At 54.2% G+C, this 13474-nt stretch carries 11 protein-coding genes; 4 read left to right on the forward strand and 7 right to left on the reverse strand.

The genetic code is table 11. The features are described from left to right. Positions 1–4: 4 nt before the first annotated feature. Complete coding sequence (gene dagR, locus M2416_RS11635; protein WP_259224547.1) at positions 5–2806, reverse strand: transcriptional regulator DagR; 2802 nt, start codon at positions 2804–2806, stop codon at positions 5–7. A 191-nt stretch (positions 2807–2997) separates the two neighbouring features. After that, positions 2998–3780 carry an NAD(P)H-dependent oxidoreductase gene (locus tag M2416_RS11640; RefSeq protein WP_259224053.1) on the reverse strand — a complete coding sequence of 261 codons (783 nt, stop codon included), beginning with the start codon at positions 3778–3780 and terminating at the stop codon, positions 2998–3000. 87 nt (positions 3781–3867) lie between these two features. On the opposite strand from M2416_RS11640, the gene M2416_RS11645 reads away from it, so the two are divergent. The 4 genes from M2416_RS11645 to M2416_RS11660 all read left to right on the forward strand — a co-directional run bounded on the left by M2416_RS11645 (position 3868) and on the right by M2416_RS11660 (position 5884). Further along, positions 3868–4767, forward strand: a complete 900-nt coding sequence (locus M2416_RS11645; RefSeq protein ID WP_259224054.1) for a LysR family transcriptional regulator — start codon at positions 3868–3870, stop codon at positions 4765–4767. Positions 4768–4770: 3 nt separating this feature from the next. Then, positions 4771–5190: a FosA family fosfomycin resistance glutathione transferase gene (locus M2416_RS11650; RefSeq protein ID WP_259224056.1), complete on the forward strand. Its 420-nt coding sequence runs from the start codon at positions 4771–4773 to the stop codon at positions 5188–5190. A gap of 117 nt (positions 5191–5307) precedes the next feature. Further along, positions 5308–5595, forward strand: a complete 288-nt coding sequence (locus tag M2416_RS11655; RefSeq protein ID WP_259224058.1) for a BrnT family toxin — start codon at positions 5308–5310, stop codon at positions 5593–5595. Next, positions 5582–5884 carry a BrnA antitoxin family protein gene (locus M2416_RS11660; RefSeq protein WP_044348936.1) on the forward strand — a complete coding sequence of 101 codons (303 nt, stop codon included), beginning with the start codon at positions 5582–5584 and terminating at the stop codon, positions 5882–5884. Before M2416_RS11655 ends, M2416_RS11660 begins: the two co-directional genes overlap by 14 nt. 91 nt (positions 5885–5975) lie before the next feature. Here M2416_RS11660 and M2416_RS11665 read toward each other — a convergent pair whose 3' ends face one another. The 5 genes from M2416_RS11665 to M2416_RS11685 all read right to left on the reverse strand — a co-directional run bounded on the left by M2416_RS11665 (position 5976) and on the right by M2416_RS11685 (position 13471). Then, entirely contained in the window at positions 5976–7301 is a 1326-nt protein-coding gene (locus tag M2416_RS11665; RefSeq protein ID WP_374761790.1) for an McrC family protein, read from the reverse strand. Beyond that, on the reverse strand, positions 7298–9370 hold the full coding sequence (locus M2416_RS11670; RefSeq protein WP_259224064.1) for an McrB family protein: 2073 nt from the start codon (positions 9368–9370) through the stop codon (positions 7298–7300). Before M2416_RS11670 ends, M2416_RS11665 begins: the two co-directional genes overlap by 4 nt. 231 nt (positions 9371–9601) lie before the next feature. Next, positions 9602–9937, reverse strand: coding sequence for an endoribonuclease SymE (symE, locus tag M2416_RS11675; RefSeq protein ID WP_259224066.1), 336 nt, complete (start codon positions 9935–9937; stop codon positions 9602–9604). Positions 9938–10277: 340 nt separating this feature from the next. Beyond that, the gene (locus M2416_RS11680; protein ID WP_259224068.1) at positions 10278–12002 is read right to left on the reverse strand and encodes a restriction endonuclease subunit S; all 1725 of its coding nucleotides are present in this window, start codon (positions 12000–12002) and stop codon (positions 10278–10280) included. Continuing rightward, positions 12002–13471 (reverse strand): type I restriction-modification system subunit M, encoded by a 1470-nt coding sequence (locus M2416_RS11685; RefSeq protein ID WP_259224070.1) that lies wholly within the window; start codon positions 13469–13471, stop codon positions 12002–12004. The genes M2416_RS11680 and M2416_RS11685 overlap by 1 nt, the downstream gene beginning before the upstream one ends. Positions 13472–13474 lie beyond the last annotated feature (3 nt).

Raw genomic sequence — 13474 nt, forward strand, 5'->3', positions numbered from 1 at the left:
GGGATTAGCTATACAATAATTCGTAGATATAAATATATTCCGCATCCGATAAGCGGATGGCGTAGGCCTCTTCCACCGGGTGGAAGGCGGATTTAATGACACTAAAGGCGTGAGTATCCATATCGGGCTTCATTTCCAGCGCCATCTGTAACGGTTTGCGGTTAATCACGATACGCTCGACCATACAGCAGCAGTGGATCAGGAAGCGTAGTGTCACCTGGCGGCTGGGAGCGATTGCCAGGGTCGCGCGCAGCTGGCTGAGGACGCCCTCCATCTCTTTGAGGATGCGCTGCGGGTTGAGCACCGAAATATGGTTGATGATGCTCTCCATGGTCAGGGCGCTGATAAACCGGGACGCGCTGCGCTCCATCTCCAGCCGCCGCTCGGCGCTGGAGAGATCGGGGGTCAGCAGGCTTAACACCAGCTCCGGGCCCTGCTCGGAAAAGAGCTCCTCCAGCGAGATAAACGGAATATCCGGCAGCCCGGGCTGGAAGGTCCCGACGATGCCCGCCAGCCGCTCGTGGGCGCTAATGGCCTGCTGCACGCGCTCCGGGCTGCGAACTTCGTTATAGTCGAGGATCACCATGCGGGTATCCTGCGACATCAGCTCGCCGAAGCTCTCCTCCAGCACCGTTTTAATTTTCTCCGCCGTACCCATGCCAGTAATGCAGGAGATGACCAGCACCTTGCCGACGTTTTCCTGCTGCGGGGTGCACAGCTGGCTGGGGATGCCTTTTTCCTGCATAAGCGCCGCCAGGCGCGGCAGGTCGCTGGTCTCATAGCTCAGGTCGAGGCCTATCTCCAGCAGGCTGGTCAGGGTGATATTCGGCATCAGCAAGACGTCTATCTGGAATAGCTTGCTGATGGTGCTGCCAAAATGCACCAGCGATCCGATATCGACGATCAGGATCAGCCGCTGCCAGCGCCGCGCCTGCATCAGCCGGATTAACGCATCCAGGGTGTCGTGCACCGACTGTTCGAACGGCATATCGATGGCGCAGAACAGCTCACGCTCCAGCACCCGATTGACGTACTGCGCCATGCTGGTGGCGGTGGTGGCGCCGTGGGCTATCAGTATCACTCCGCAGTCGGGGCTGGCGCCGATCCGTTGGCGGTAATGGCGGCACTCCTTGAGGAACAGGCACAGCCAGACCACCTCCGTCGCCGGACACTGGATATTCAACAGGTCGTTGATTTTCCTGCATAGCTGGGTGGCGTTCTCGTATTCATCTTTGCAGCGATCGAGAATCAAACTGGAGGAGTAGAGCTGCGGGATCAGCCCCCGCTGGACGTAGCCGATCAGCGCCAGCAGGTGCTTGCGCAGGGGGTTGACCAGATTTTCCGGCAGGGAAAAGCCCAGTATCTGCTCGACGTAGCTAATCAGCAGGGCGACGCGCTCTTCAATCTGATCGCCATATCGCGGCGAACGCGTGCCGCTGTCGCGGCTGTAGAGGCCATATTCGAAAATGGAGCTGAGCTTGTTTTTGAGAATGGCCAGCGTCTCTGCGGGCGGAACGTTGCTGTTGCGCAGATTGACGTATTCCCGGGTCAGGAAGCTATAGAACAGATCGCTCTCTTCGATGCCGCCGTCACCACCTGCCGGGCTTTTAAGCTGCGGCAGCGTGCGGGCGTCAATACTGAGCAGGGGTTTACCGTTGAACAGCGCGTCGACCAGCATCCGCTGCTCCTGGGTGGGGTTCGTGGCGCTGTCCGCCAGCTTGCCATCCAGCAGCAGGACATCGTGCTGCGCCGCCATCCCCGATGCCCAGGCCTGGGCGCATAAAAACTGGATGTCGCTTTTTAGCTGGCCAATGTTGCCTTCCAGCGGCTTATTCAGCAGCCACAGCAGCAGCGTTTTATCGATGCTTACCGAGCGCTCGATCTTGCGGCTCTCCCGCTGCAGGAAGCCGATAATCAGTTCTGTCTGCTCCTCCAGCGAACGCTGACGGATGCCGGGAAGATCGATGGCGACCTGAATGCGCCGTTGAAAAGTGCGCAGCAGCGACGAGCTCACCGGTTCGGTGGTGGCGCAGATCAGGCGTACGGTGATGCTTCGCGCCGGGCCGCTGGCGCCCAGCGGGCGATATTCGCCTTTATCCAGCAGCGAGAAGAGCTTCTCCTGGCCTTCATAGGGCAGGCGGTGGACTTCGTCGAGCAGCAGGTAGCCGCCGTCGGCCTGTTCAACCAGGCCGGTCTTGCTCTCCGTTGCGCCGGTAAACGCCCCCTGCCGATGGCCAAAGAGATGGGAAGAGAGCAGCTCCGGGTTGTTGGCGTACTCGGCGCAGTTAAAGTAGACGAGCGGCGGAGGGCTATCGTCGGTGTGCTCGCAGGCGTAGCGATGCATCAGCTCGGCGAAAAACGTCTTTCCGACGCCGGAGGGGCCGGTCAGCAGCACGTGCAGCCCGTGCGGGTAGAGCACCGCCGCTTTGCCTTTTTCCACCGCATCCCGCAGGCTGCGGTCGTGGCCGATTAAGAGCGTGAACGGATCGCTGACCGACGGCAGATCCCGGTCGGGCAGCAGGTCGCTAATGGCGCCGATCTCGCGCTCCGACTCAGCCAGCTGCCGATCCAGCAGGGTTTGCGTGGCCTGCAGATGCAGAAAGAATACCGGGCGCCCGCGGGTTTTGATAACCAGCCCGTCGCTCCACAGCTGGTTTAAATCTTTACTAACCGAGTTGCGCGCCAGGCCGAGGTTAAAACCGATTTGCTCCGCGGTGAAGGCGCCGGCGCCAGCAGTCAGATCGTCCCGGCTGATGGTCTGCGTCAGCCGCTCCAGTTCACGCAGTACTACCTCAATACGTCTCATCTCGTTACCGGATTGATTAAAGGTGATGCTTGAGAACATACACCATCCTGGCCGATGAGAAAGAGACGGGAAGCGAAGTTGCGGGCCTCTGACCGCAACAAATAGCCGTTTCGGGACAAATCAGCCCGTCAGGGACTAAATCAGCCTATTTGAGCGGCGACGCCGGGCGGCCGGGCATCGCCTTGCTGCGCTTAATCCGCCCGCTGATGGATGGTTAGCCCGCTCTCCCCGACCGCCAGCTCCGGGCGCAGCGTCAGGGAGGGGATCAGATAGTCGCCGTGGTTTTGCCGGCGGAAGGGGATTGGCGCGGTGCTCGCCAGCGTATCCAGCCGCTGCCCGAGTTCCCGGCACTGCTGCACAAAGCGCTGCTCGTCCGTTTTCTCGGTGCGGTAGAACACCAGCGGCGGCAGCACCTCGAAGCCGGGATAAAACAGCATCCCGTGCTGGATCGGAAACAGGATATCGTTAATCGGTCCGTTAATGCCGCGCGGGGCGTAGTGCTCCTCCCAGCCGCCGGTGGTGACCACCAGCATCGCCCGTTTGCCTGCCAGGGTGCCTTCGCCGTAGCGGTCGCCCCAGTGGCGGTCGCTGTGCTCCCCGACGCCGTAGGCGAAACCATAGGCGTAAACCCGGTCAATCCAGCCTTTCATAATGGCGGGCATCGAGAACCACCACAGCGGAAACTGGAAAATCACCGTATCCGCCCACAGCAGCTTCTCCTGTTCCGCAACGATATCCGCGCTTTGGGTTCCCTGTTCAAAGGCCTGCTTTGAATCGAGGGTCGAGCGCCAGAACTCGCCGACCGGCGGGGCGCTGCTGTCGTCAGCATCAAAGCCCGCTTTCCAGCGCATGGCGTAGAGATCGGAAACCTGCACCTCGTGGCCGGCGTTTTGCAGATGCTGGACGGCAAAATCCTTTAGCGTGCCGTTCAGGGAGCGCGGTTCCGGATGGGCGTAAATCAGCAGTACTTTCATGAGAATCACCTCTGAGTCATGGAGAGCTGCAGAGTAGGCGGCTGGCCGCTATAGTAGAAATTAATTACTTAAATCTCAGGTATAGCCGTGATTAATTTACATCGTCTGGATCTCAACCTGCTGCGCACCCTCGACGTGCTGCTGAGCGAGAATAACGTCACCCGAGCGGCGCAGCGGCTGAACCTGTCGCAGCCGTCGGTCAGCATCCAGCTGGCGCGCCTGCGGGAAATTTTTGCCGACCCGCTGCTGCTGCCTGGTCCGCGCGGGATGCTGCCCACCGCCCGCGCTGATGCGCTACGCGGGCCATTGCGTGATGCCCTGCAGGCGCTGGAGCTGGCGGTCGCCCCCGCCGACAGTTTCGACCCGCTGACGGCGGCGCAGACCTGGCGCATAGCGGCGACGGACTATATGGCCTCGGCGATCCTGCTGCCGGCGCTGAATATCCTGCGTCGCGCGTCCCCGTCGAGTCGGCTGGCGGTCTTCGAGCTTCAGCCTTCGCGCCTGGTGCAGCAGGCGGAGCGTGACGAGGTCGATCTGTTCTTTCATACCCGCGACGGCGCTCCGCCGGAGCTGCATCAGCGGCTGCTGTTCAGCGAGCGCTACGTGCTGGCGGGCAGAGTGGGGCATCCAGCGCTAACGGCGTCGTTGAGCCTGGCGCAGTTTTGCCAGCTGGATCAGGTTATGGTCTCCCCGGACGGCGGCGGCTTCAGCGCCGCGACCGATATCGCGCTGGCCAACCTTGGGCTTTCGCGGCGGGTTGTCCTCTCGGTGCCACATTTCCTGTTTATGCTGGAAACGCTGCGCAGCAGCGATCTGGTCGCCATGCTGCCGGAGCGGCTGCTGCGCGGGATGAGCGGGCTGACGGTTATCGGACCGCCGCTGGCGATTGCCGGGTTTGATATGCTGATGCTGTGGCACGAGCGCTGGCACCGCGACCCGGCGCACGGCTGGCTGCGCCAGCAAATTGTGAGTTCACTGGAGGATTAAGCCATGTTAAGCGGATTGAATCACCTGACCCTGGCGGTCAGCAGCCTGGCGCCGAGCGTGGCGTTTTATCAGCAGCTGCTGGGGATGAAGCTGCACGCGCGCTGGGATAGCGGCGCCTATCTCTCCTGCGGCGACCTGTGGCTGTGCCTGTCCCTCGATCCGCAGCGACGCATTACCCCGCCTGAGGAGAGCGACTACACCCACTACGCGTTTAGCGTCGCCGAGGCCGATTTCGCCGGGTTCAGCGCGCGTCTGGAAACGGCCGGCGTGGAGGTGTGGAAAGTGAACCGCAGCGAAGGGGCGTCATATTATTTCCTCGACCCGGACGGCCACAAGCTGGAGCTGCACGTCGGCAGCCTCACTCAGCGCCTGGCGGCGTGCCGCGAGCAGCCGTATAAGGGGATGGTGTTTTTCGACGAGTGAACAGGGCATAACCTTTACAAATCAGCCCCTGAAAATGTGAGGTTTTTTCCAACATTGATCGTATACTTGCCTGATAATTGTATATACGTTTTTGTATATACAATTGGGATGAATGCTATGCCAATGGAGTTTGAATGGGATGCAAACAAGGCAGCAAGCAATCTAAGAAAACATGGGATTCGGTTCGAGGAGGCGGTACTGGTTTTTGACGATCCGCAGCACCTTTCCCACCAGGATCGTTATGAAAACGGTGAGCATCGATGGCAAACCATCGGCCTCGTTCATGGAATTATCGTTATTCTTGTGGTGCATTTGGTCCGCTTTGAAAGCGGGGCTGAGGTGATTCGTATCATCAGCGCCCGGAAGGCGGACGGCAAAGAGAGGAGTCGTTATGAGCACAGTTAAATACAAGCGCGACAATCCGGCCGGGCTTAGCGCTCAGCGTGAAGACGAGCTCAGAGCGCTGGCGAACAAAGCGGATGGCGAAATTGATTACAGCGATATCCCCGCTTCAGGTGATGAACAGTGGCCGGACGCGGTGCGCGGTAAATTCTACCGACCGTTGAAAACCCAGGCCTCTGTGCGGATTGATGCCGATGTGATGGAGTGGCTTAAACGCCCGGGAAAAGGCTATCAAACCCGGCTGAACGCGATTTTAAGAGAAGCGATGAACCGCGATCTGGGTGAGAAATAAGCCTCTATCCGCCTGGCCTGCGCGTTCCCGGCGCTTGAGCTTGTCGCGCCTTATCCGGACGAGCAACCCGCTCAGCACGGCGCCGCCGGGGTTAGTTTATGCCCGCAAGGGTAAAGTTTTCAGGCATATGCAGCATTGAGGTATTCAGGCTGGTTCCTGTTTCAAAGGGAACGACCCACAGCCGTAGCGTTTTACTCTCGGAATGGCGGAACTCATACGGATGAATCGGCGGCGCCGTGAAGCCTCTATGGTGCGGATAGATCAGCAACATATCCCCCTCGCCGCGTAGATGATTTATCCCGTATGCCAGCATTTGGTACAAATCGCTTTGTGCGAGGTTAAGCTTATCTTGCGCGGCATCCACTATTTTCCATTTCATATCGCAAATGACGGCAGAAGCCTCCGGGCCGTTACGCGGGATAAGCCATACATCTGGCCGGAGCTGAAATCTGGGCGTTCCGCCCTGGTGGACAAGATAATGTGACTTTGATTGCGGTTTCACCTGCCAGTGAGCATGGCAACGATAACGCAGCCAGGCAGTGACAAAGGATTCAAACACTGCCTCCATAGGAAAGAGAAGTGAAATGGCCTGAGCATGCCCCTGCATACAGTGCGGTGAATGACCTTTTAGAATGAGCTTTGCCCACTCCAGCGCCGGAGAATAATGTTGCATGTGGCGATCGAGGTGAATCTGTCGGAAAGCCATATCAATATTACCGATCCCGGGGATGGGTTCAAATAGCGCTTGTAGGCGATTCAATTTTTGCAGCAGAGCGGGGCTACTGGTGTAGCCATACACCTTATCGATCGCGGTTTTCAGCAATCTGTTTTCAAGCCGCTCGACGCGGTATTCATCATATTCGACATAAAAACGATCGCGGCGGACGCTGTTTTTTTTCAGCTGCTCGCTGACCAGGAGTTTTCCCTTCAGCCACGGCAAATTGTTCTGCTGACGAAGATAATCGTGTTTAAGACCTTTGCGGACGATAGCTTCGAGACTGGTCACAAATTGCTGAACGAAGATATCCATTAAGGTCATCTTTGACGTCATGATGCTCGCTGCCGTTGTCTCGATATGACGAAAATTTTGTAATGTCGACAGCATCATCAGCAGTCGGGAACGCGCGTGCGATGCGTTTTCCTGTCTCTTATCCGCCTTCGGCAGAACTTCAATCATTCTCTGCTGGGGGAGTGCGATGACGCCAACATAATTCTTCACCTGGATGACTTTGATGCCGTTCAGGGCGCGTAAGGACAGCAAACGCCGATCCTCACTGTCCTCATCGTTCAGGCAGCGTTGTTCCAACCAATGAAACGCCGATGCGGGTAAAGAGACCGAATCGGTTAATTTGCCGCTGTCCTCTTCGTTAACCAGGTAGCCGTATTCGAAAATAGAGTACGAGGTGCCCGCCATCAGCGCTGCTCCGCGGCTTTAGCCTGCGGTTGATAAATCTGCTGGTAAGCCTGCGGGTTATCCCATACCGGGTCGTTATCCATGCACAGCTGATAGCTCACGCCGGCTTCTTCAAGGTCCTCAATTGCCGTCTGGCCAAACAGCGTTGACATGTCGTTTTGATTAGCGACGGAACGGATGAAGCGCAGCGTCTGGTCCGCTTTTTGATTATCGCCGAGGACCAGGCGGATTTTCTGCCAGTCGTTGTAGAAATACTCTTCCAGTAACGGAAGAACCTTATTTTTCATTACGCGTTTTAATCTTTTTAGCGCCTCGACGGGATTATCTTTGGCCTGTACCACCGGAATGAAAAAGGCATGCCCTAGCGTATGTTCACTGTCGTAGAGGGTCTGGATACGTGCGTTCAGGGTAATCAGCAGCGCTTTGAGGTCGATACCATGAATATGAGTATCATTTAGCACCGAGGCATCGGGCATCAGCGCTTCAAATTCAAAGCGTCGACGCAGCGCTGTATCCAAAGCGGTTAGAGAACGGTCTGCGGTATTCATGGTGCCAACAATGAAGAGATTGCCAGGAACAGAAAACGGTTTAGCGGAGTAGGGGAGACTTACGCTCAGCGCTTCGGCTTCTCCCGCTCGTTTTGATGTCTCAATCAGCGTAATGAGCTCGCCGAAAATCTTAGAAATATTTCCGCGGTTTATTTCATCAATAATGAGGACGTAGTTTTGTTTTTTCTTTGCTGTTATTGTCCGTGGCGTGGCGGGAATGTTGAAATGATGAATGAGATAATTAAGAATGCCGCGAACGTAGGAGATGTTGTAAATATTTTCCTTCTCTCCCTGATATAAGCGACGAATATTCTCGATAGACGCCGGGTAGCCGCTTTCAAGTCGGTCGTTCTTCGATTGTGAAGGGAAGATGCGGAAGGTGCTGTTATTGGCGTAGGTCACTTTGAACATACTGCCATTTGTCGTTTTGAGCGTCACGCCATTTTGCTCGGCGCATTGCTCTTTAAGCTTTTCTACGGCTTCGTCCAGCGCGAGCTGCATTCCAGAGTCACCGAAAGAAGCGTCTTCACAGATCTGCTTAAACACGCCCGGTTTAATATCATAGCGCACGCTGCCATCGTCGCTGGTTTCCGCTCTTAATCCTTCAATAAATTCTTCATAACCAAAGCTTTGATGGAATGTGATAAAGCGAATGCGCTTCTCTTCAACCAGCGCGTCGTAGAGTTTTTTGAGCTCTACCCGACGTTCGGTTCTTTCTTTACCATCGAGACGGGAGAATGCCTGAGGTTCGCAGGCACGTACCGCAATTTCAATGGTCTTGTAGGTTTTACCGGTACCCGGAGGGCCGTAAAGAATTAGGTTTTTTGGCGGTAAAATATCGATGGGTTCATCATCTTGCTCTGCCGTCGTCGATTCTGTAATATTTGCTTCGATTGCAACATTGCTCTCTTCGGCAATTTCCAGGTTATACAGATGCCAGAGAGACATATTTAACTCAATATCATCCTGTTCATCATGGAGCTGCTGCTGAAGCTCTTTTTTTAGTAACAGATTTAACCTGAACCAGGTTGCCGTATCCCAGTTATAGTCTTCCGGGAGTCCGAGACTGAATTTATTGTTGCAGTAATTATAAACCCGGAAGAAAACATCTTCCTTAATGATACTGGTTAGCTGGTCAGAATAAAATGCAGAAAAGGTACGGCAAAGAAGCGCACGATAAAACTTCTTTATGACGCCATTCTCTTTTAACTGTTGTAAAAACTGATAGGCACGATCAAAATTTTCCGCTGTACAGCCCGAGGCAATAATTTTTGTTAATTCGCGAAGCTGGTCCTGTGCTTGAGTAAATTCTTCATAAGACATACCACCCTGTTTGAGGCTGGCCACTCTGTTGTCGCGGGTGTACCACAAATCCTGGATGGTCCGGGGGCTAAAATCTGGATTTTCACGCCGCACCCGGGAGGTCATGTCCCGGTATCCGGCCCCCCATTCGGGGTCAAACTCACTATTTTTCTGAGTCAGTGATTTAAAAAATAGTGCCAAAGTCTGCTGATGTGACTCCATTCCGTTCTCCCCGAGTGATATCCGTTTTACAAATGGTTTTTATCATACGAAGCATACCCTTTCTGAAAAAAAGAAAAAGCGATCGCTGTGTCAGCGAAGGGATATACGAGCGTGGGCCTAAGGGAACCAGGCTTCCTAGAGGCGGGGTTGCGCACCTGTCAGGGATTCCGAACCTGCAGATAGTGGTAAACTTGTAGTCCCGGCCAGCGTAGCGCCACCGGGGGATTTAGCTTATGCCAGCTTAGGTTTTTGCCCGGCGATCGCGTCGATTAACACCTGCACCTGTTTCTGCTTACGCGCCGACAGCTTGCCGACCCGGCGCAGAGAGGCGGCGAGTTCCGGCTCCGGTTGCCTGGCGGTAATGACGATGCAGCCGTTCATCACCTTAAGATCCACTTCGGTGCCGGTGGCAAAACCCGCTGCCTCCAGCCACTGACCCTTCATGGTCAACGCCGGAATACGCTGGTAATCAGGATGACGCGTCGCATAGCTCACGGTTAAATGACGGCTATTCGTGGGGGAGACTTCTGGAACGCTTGAATCTGCAATAGAATGCTCGATAGTCATAACTGCTATTCTCCGAGAATAGTGATTGTGATTAGCGGGACGCTCGTGTTGCAGCACGGGCGTCTTGCGTTATACCCAAAATAATTCGAGTTGCATGAAGGCGGCCAGGGAGTGAATCCCCAGGAGCGTACATGAGTACGTGACTGGGGTGAACGAGCGCAGCCAACGCACAGGCAACTTGAAGTATGACGGGTATAAATACCTGTACATATCATCAGGAAATAGAAGAAAAGTCCAGCTGAAAATGAATGAAAATAACGGTGGAGACAAAGGGAAGTATTATTTATGGTAATGGGAATAAAGCGGCTATTTAGCCGCTTTATTGGTTTCTGGGGAAGGGTTAATTTATGGCGGCCTCGGTGAGGGTGTCGGCCAGGTGAAGCTGGGTTTGTTGGGCGGATTTAATCCTGAATTTTATATCTTCAATAAGAAAACTTAATTTATATAAGTTTTCCATTATCCTTTTTTGTTCTTCGAATGGAGGAAGCATAATTAATGGCTCCATCACATCTTCTCGTGATATTCCAGGTATAGCTATACCAACCCCTTTAGATTGAAAATAACCATACATGCTATCAAGTACAATTTTAAGATATTCTGAATTCATGCTAATTACATTAATAGCCATTAGTTGACGACTAATGGCTATATTGGTATCAGCGACGTTAAGCTTTCCAAGCCCTGCACCTTTACATGTAATTAGAATATCGCCCTTAGCAGCAATAGCCCTTTTTTCATTTGTATATTTGGAATAAGTCGGGCTGATTAGTCCAAATTCGGCCGGTCCAGTAATATAAGGAAGCATTTCAGCATGGCACTCTTCTTCATATTCATCTGGTTTCAGGTGCTGTCCAGAAATTAGGTTGATGCATTCACCTAAACGACACCATTCCCACCCCTCCGGCAACTCAAACGGTTTTTCCTCATCACCAATCGGTGGCAACAACTTTTGCTTTTTAATTTTCCCGTCTTTCACCAGCTGCGCTTTTTCCTGCGCAATACGTTTGAGCAGTTCAGAGGCCGGTTCATCGTTCGGATCCTGCGGCACCAGTTTGCCCATCACCGCCAGTTGTAGAATGGTCTGTTTTAAGGCGTCAATGCTAGCTTCGGTGGTAAACAGTGTGTCGAAATGCTCGCTGACTCGCGCCCAGTTTTCGGCCAGTTCATCGGCGTTGTGGCTGTCGGTTAGCGTGGTTAGCAGAGTTTCAACCAGCTGTTGATGAGCGTCCAGACTGGTCAGAGAGTGCTGCTCCAGTTGGTCGCAGAAGTTCAATAATGTTTGAACTCTTGAACATATTTTATTTTGCTCACTACTTGGTGGCAGTGGGAAAAAAATTTTTTTTAATGTATTTCCATTTACATTAGGCTGACCAGTACCAGTAACTCCGTTATATAATTGTGACCAGTATAATTGGCTGCCTAAGAAGATCTTAGTATAGTTTGCATTTGTGAACTTTATATATTTAAGGCGGATTAGGTATGAAGCAAAAACAGAAATATATTGAAGGTCATCAACAAGATAAGATTTTCCAACCGTTCCGCCAGTCCGGGCAATAACAATGTCATTAGGTTGGAGCTGATATTGTTCAATATCGCTATCCTTTATTTCACAACCCGGAACATTACGCCAGATGACTTTATCATCTTGGATATCAGTAATCCTCAATAACTTTACTTTTTTTGTTACATCGGCTGACGCGGTATATCCATAATGGATATTATCTGTAACATCTTCTAATCGCACCCACTCCCACCCCGCCGGCAGCTCAAACGGTTTCTCCTCCTCGCTAATCTCCGGCAGCGGCTTGGGCTTCTTAATTTTCCCCAGCTTCACCAGCTCGGCTTTTTCCGCCGCAATGCGTTTGAGCAGCTCCGACGCCGGTTCATCGTGCGGATCCTGCGGCACCAGCTTGCCGCGCACCGCCAGCTCCAGAATCAGCTCGCGCAGCTTCTTAATGCCGTACAGGTCGATCTTGCCCGAGCTGCTGCGCCCGGCCGTGGAGCGGGTTTGCAGCGCCGTGGTCCATGTGTCGATATAGTCAACAATCAGTTTTTCCACCGCCATCAGTTGGCCTCCTTGCCGGAGAGTGCCTTGCCGAGAATATCGCGCAGCTGGTGGCGCAGGGTCTGGATCTCTTCCTGCTGCTTCGCGTACTGCGCCAGCAATTCATCCGGATCGTGGCTGACGGTTTCCGCCTGATGCGGGTTCTTGATATCGAGGTTAAAGTTGCGGCCAATCACCTCGTCGATGCTGACCTTCCATGCCTGCTCGTTTTCGACGCGGCTGGCGAAGCCGTCGGCCTCGTTGCCCCACCAGTCGATCTCGGCCTGGAACTCATCAAACTTCATCGGCTTAGTTTTGCTGTAGTTCTTCACGCCCGCCGGGTACGGGTGCTCGTAGAACCAGATCTCTTTGGTCGGCTGACCTTTGGTAAAGAACAGCAGGTTGGTTTTAATCCCGGTGTACGGGTTAAACACGCCGTTCGGCAGACGCACGATAGTGTGCAGGTTGCACTCCTCGGTGAGCAGCTTTTTGATTTTGGTTTTCACGCCTTCGCCAAACAGCGTGCCGTCCGGCAGCACCACCGCCGCGCGGCCGTTTTTCGCCAGCACTTCAATAATTAATTGCAGGAACAGATCCGCCGTTTCGCGGGTCTGCATCTCTGCCGGGAAGTTCTTCTCGATGCCGTCCTCTTCTGTGCCGCCGAACGGTGGGTTGGTGACGATGACATCCAGCTGTTCATCCCACGACGACAGCGGCTTGTTGAGGGTGTTGTCGTGACGAATTTGCACCGGCACTTCGATACCGTGCAGCAGCATATTGGTGGTCGCCAGCAGGTGCGGAAGCTGCTTTTTCTCCACGCCGTGGATCTGCTGTTGCAGCGTCTGATGATCGGCCACGCTTTTCACGTATTTGTTTTTTACGTGATCGAATGCGCAGGCGAGGAAGCCGCCGGTGCCGCAGGCCGGATCCATAATCGACTCACCGAGATTCGGATCGACGCGATCGACCATAAAGCGGGTGACGGCGCGCGGGGTATAAAATTCACCGGCATTGCCTGCCGATTGCAGATCTTTAAGGATCTGTTCGTAAATATCGCCGAACAGGTGGCGCTCGCTGGCGCTGGTAAAGTCGATTTCGTTGAGCTTGTTAATCACCTGACGCAGCAGGGTGCCGTTTTTCATGTAGTTATAGGCATCGCTGAACGCCTGTCTGACCACAAAGCCGCGCGGGTTTTTATCAATCGGCGCGGTGAGGTTTTTCAGCGTCGGAAACAGATCGTCGTTGACGAACTCCAGCAGGGAATCGCCGGTAATGCCCTCGGCGTTCGCCGCCCAGGTGCGCCACAGGTAGCGCTGCGGGATCGGGTACTGATAGTTATCCTGCTCTAGTTCCAGCGCCTCTTCCTGGGCGTCAAATATTTTCAGAAACAGCAGCCAGGAGAGCTGGCCGAGACGCTGCGCATCGCCGTCCACGCCGGCGTCTTTGCGCATAATGTCCTGTAAGGATTTGATAACGGAGCTGATCGACATGAT

The sequence above is a fragment of the Klebsiella sp. BIGb0132 genome (genome assembly GCF_024810075.1).
In the GTDB taxonomy this organism is placed as follows: domain Bacteria; phylum Pseudomonadota; class Gammaproteobacteria; order Enterobacterales; family Enterobacteriaceae; genus Klebsiella; species Klebsiella terrigena.

Coding starts and splice junctions, on each gene's coding strand:
- dagR (WP_259224547.1), bottom strand. CDS start 2,806: ATGAGACGTATTGAGGTAGTACTGCGTGAACTGGAGCGGCTGACGCAG.
- M2416_RS11640 (WP_259224053.1), bottom strand. CDS start 3,780: ATGAAAGTACTGCTGATTTACGCCCATCCGGAACCGCGCTCCCTGAAC.
- M2416_RS11650 (WP_259224056.1), top strand. CDS start 4,771: ATGTTAAGCGGATTGAATCACCTGACCCTGGCGGTCAGCAGCCTGGCG.
- M2416_RS11655 (WP_259224058.1), top strand. CDS start 5,308: ATGCCAATGGAGTTTGAATGGGATGCAAACAAGGCAGCAAGCAATCTA.
- M2416_RS11660 (WP_044348936.1), top strand. CDS start 5,582: ATGAGCACAGTTAAATACAAGCGCGACAATCCGGCCGGGCTTAGCGCT.
- M2416_RS11670 (WP_259224064.1), bottom strand. CDS start 9,370: ATGGAGTCACATCAGCAGACTTTGGCACTATTTTTTAAATCACTGACT.
- symE (WP_259224066.1), bottom strand. CDS start 9,937: ATGACTATCGAGCATTCTATTGCAGATTCAAGCGTTCCAGAAGTCTCC.
- M2416_RS11680 (WP_259224068.1), bottom strand. CDS start 12,002: ATGGCGGTGGAAAAACTGATTGTTGACTATATCGACACATGGACCACG.
- M2416_RS11685 (WP_259224070.1), bottom strand. CDS start 13,471: ATGTCGATCAGCTCCGTTATCAAATCCTTACAGGACATTATGCGCAAA.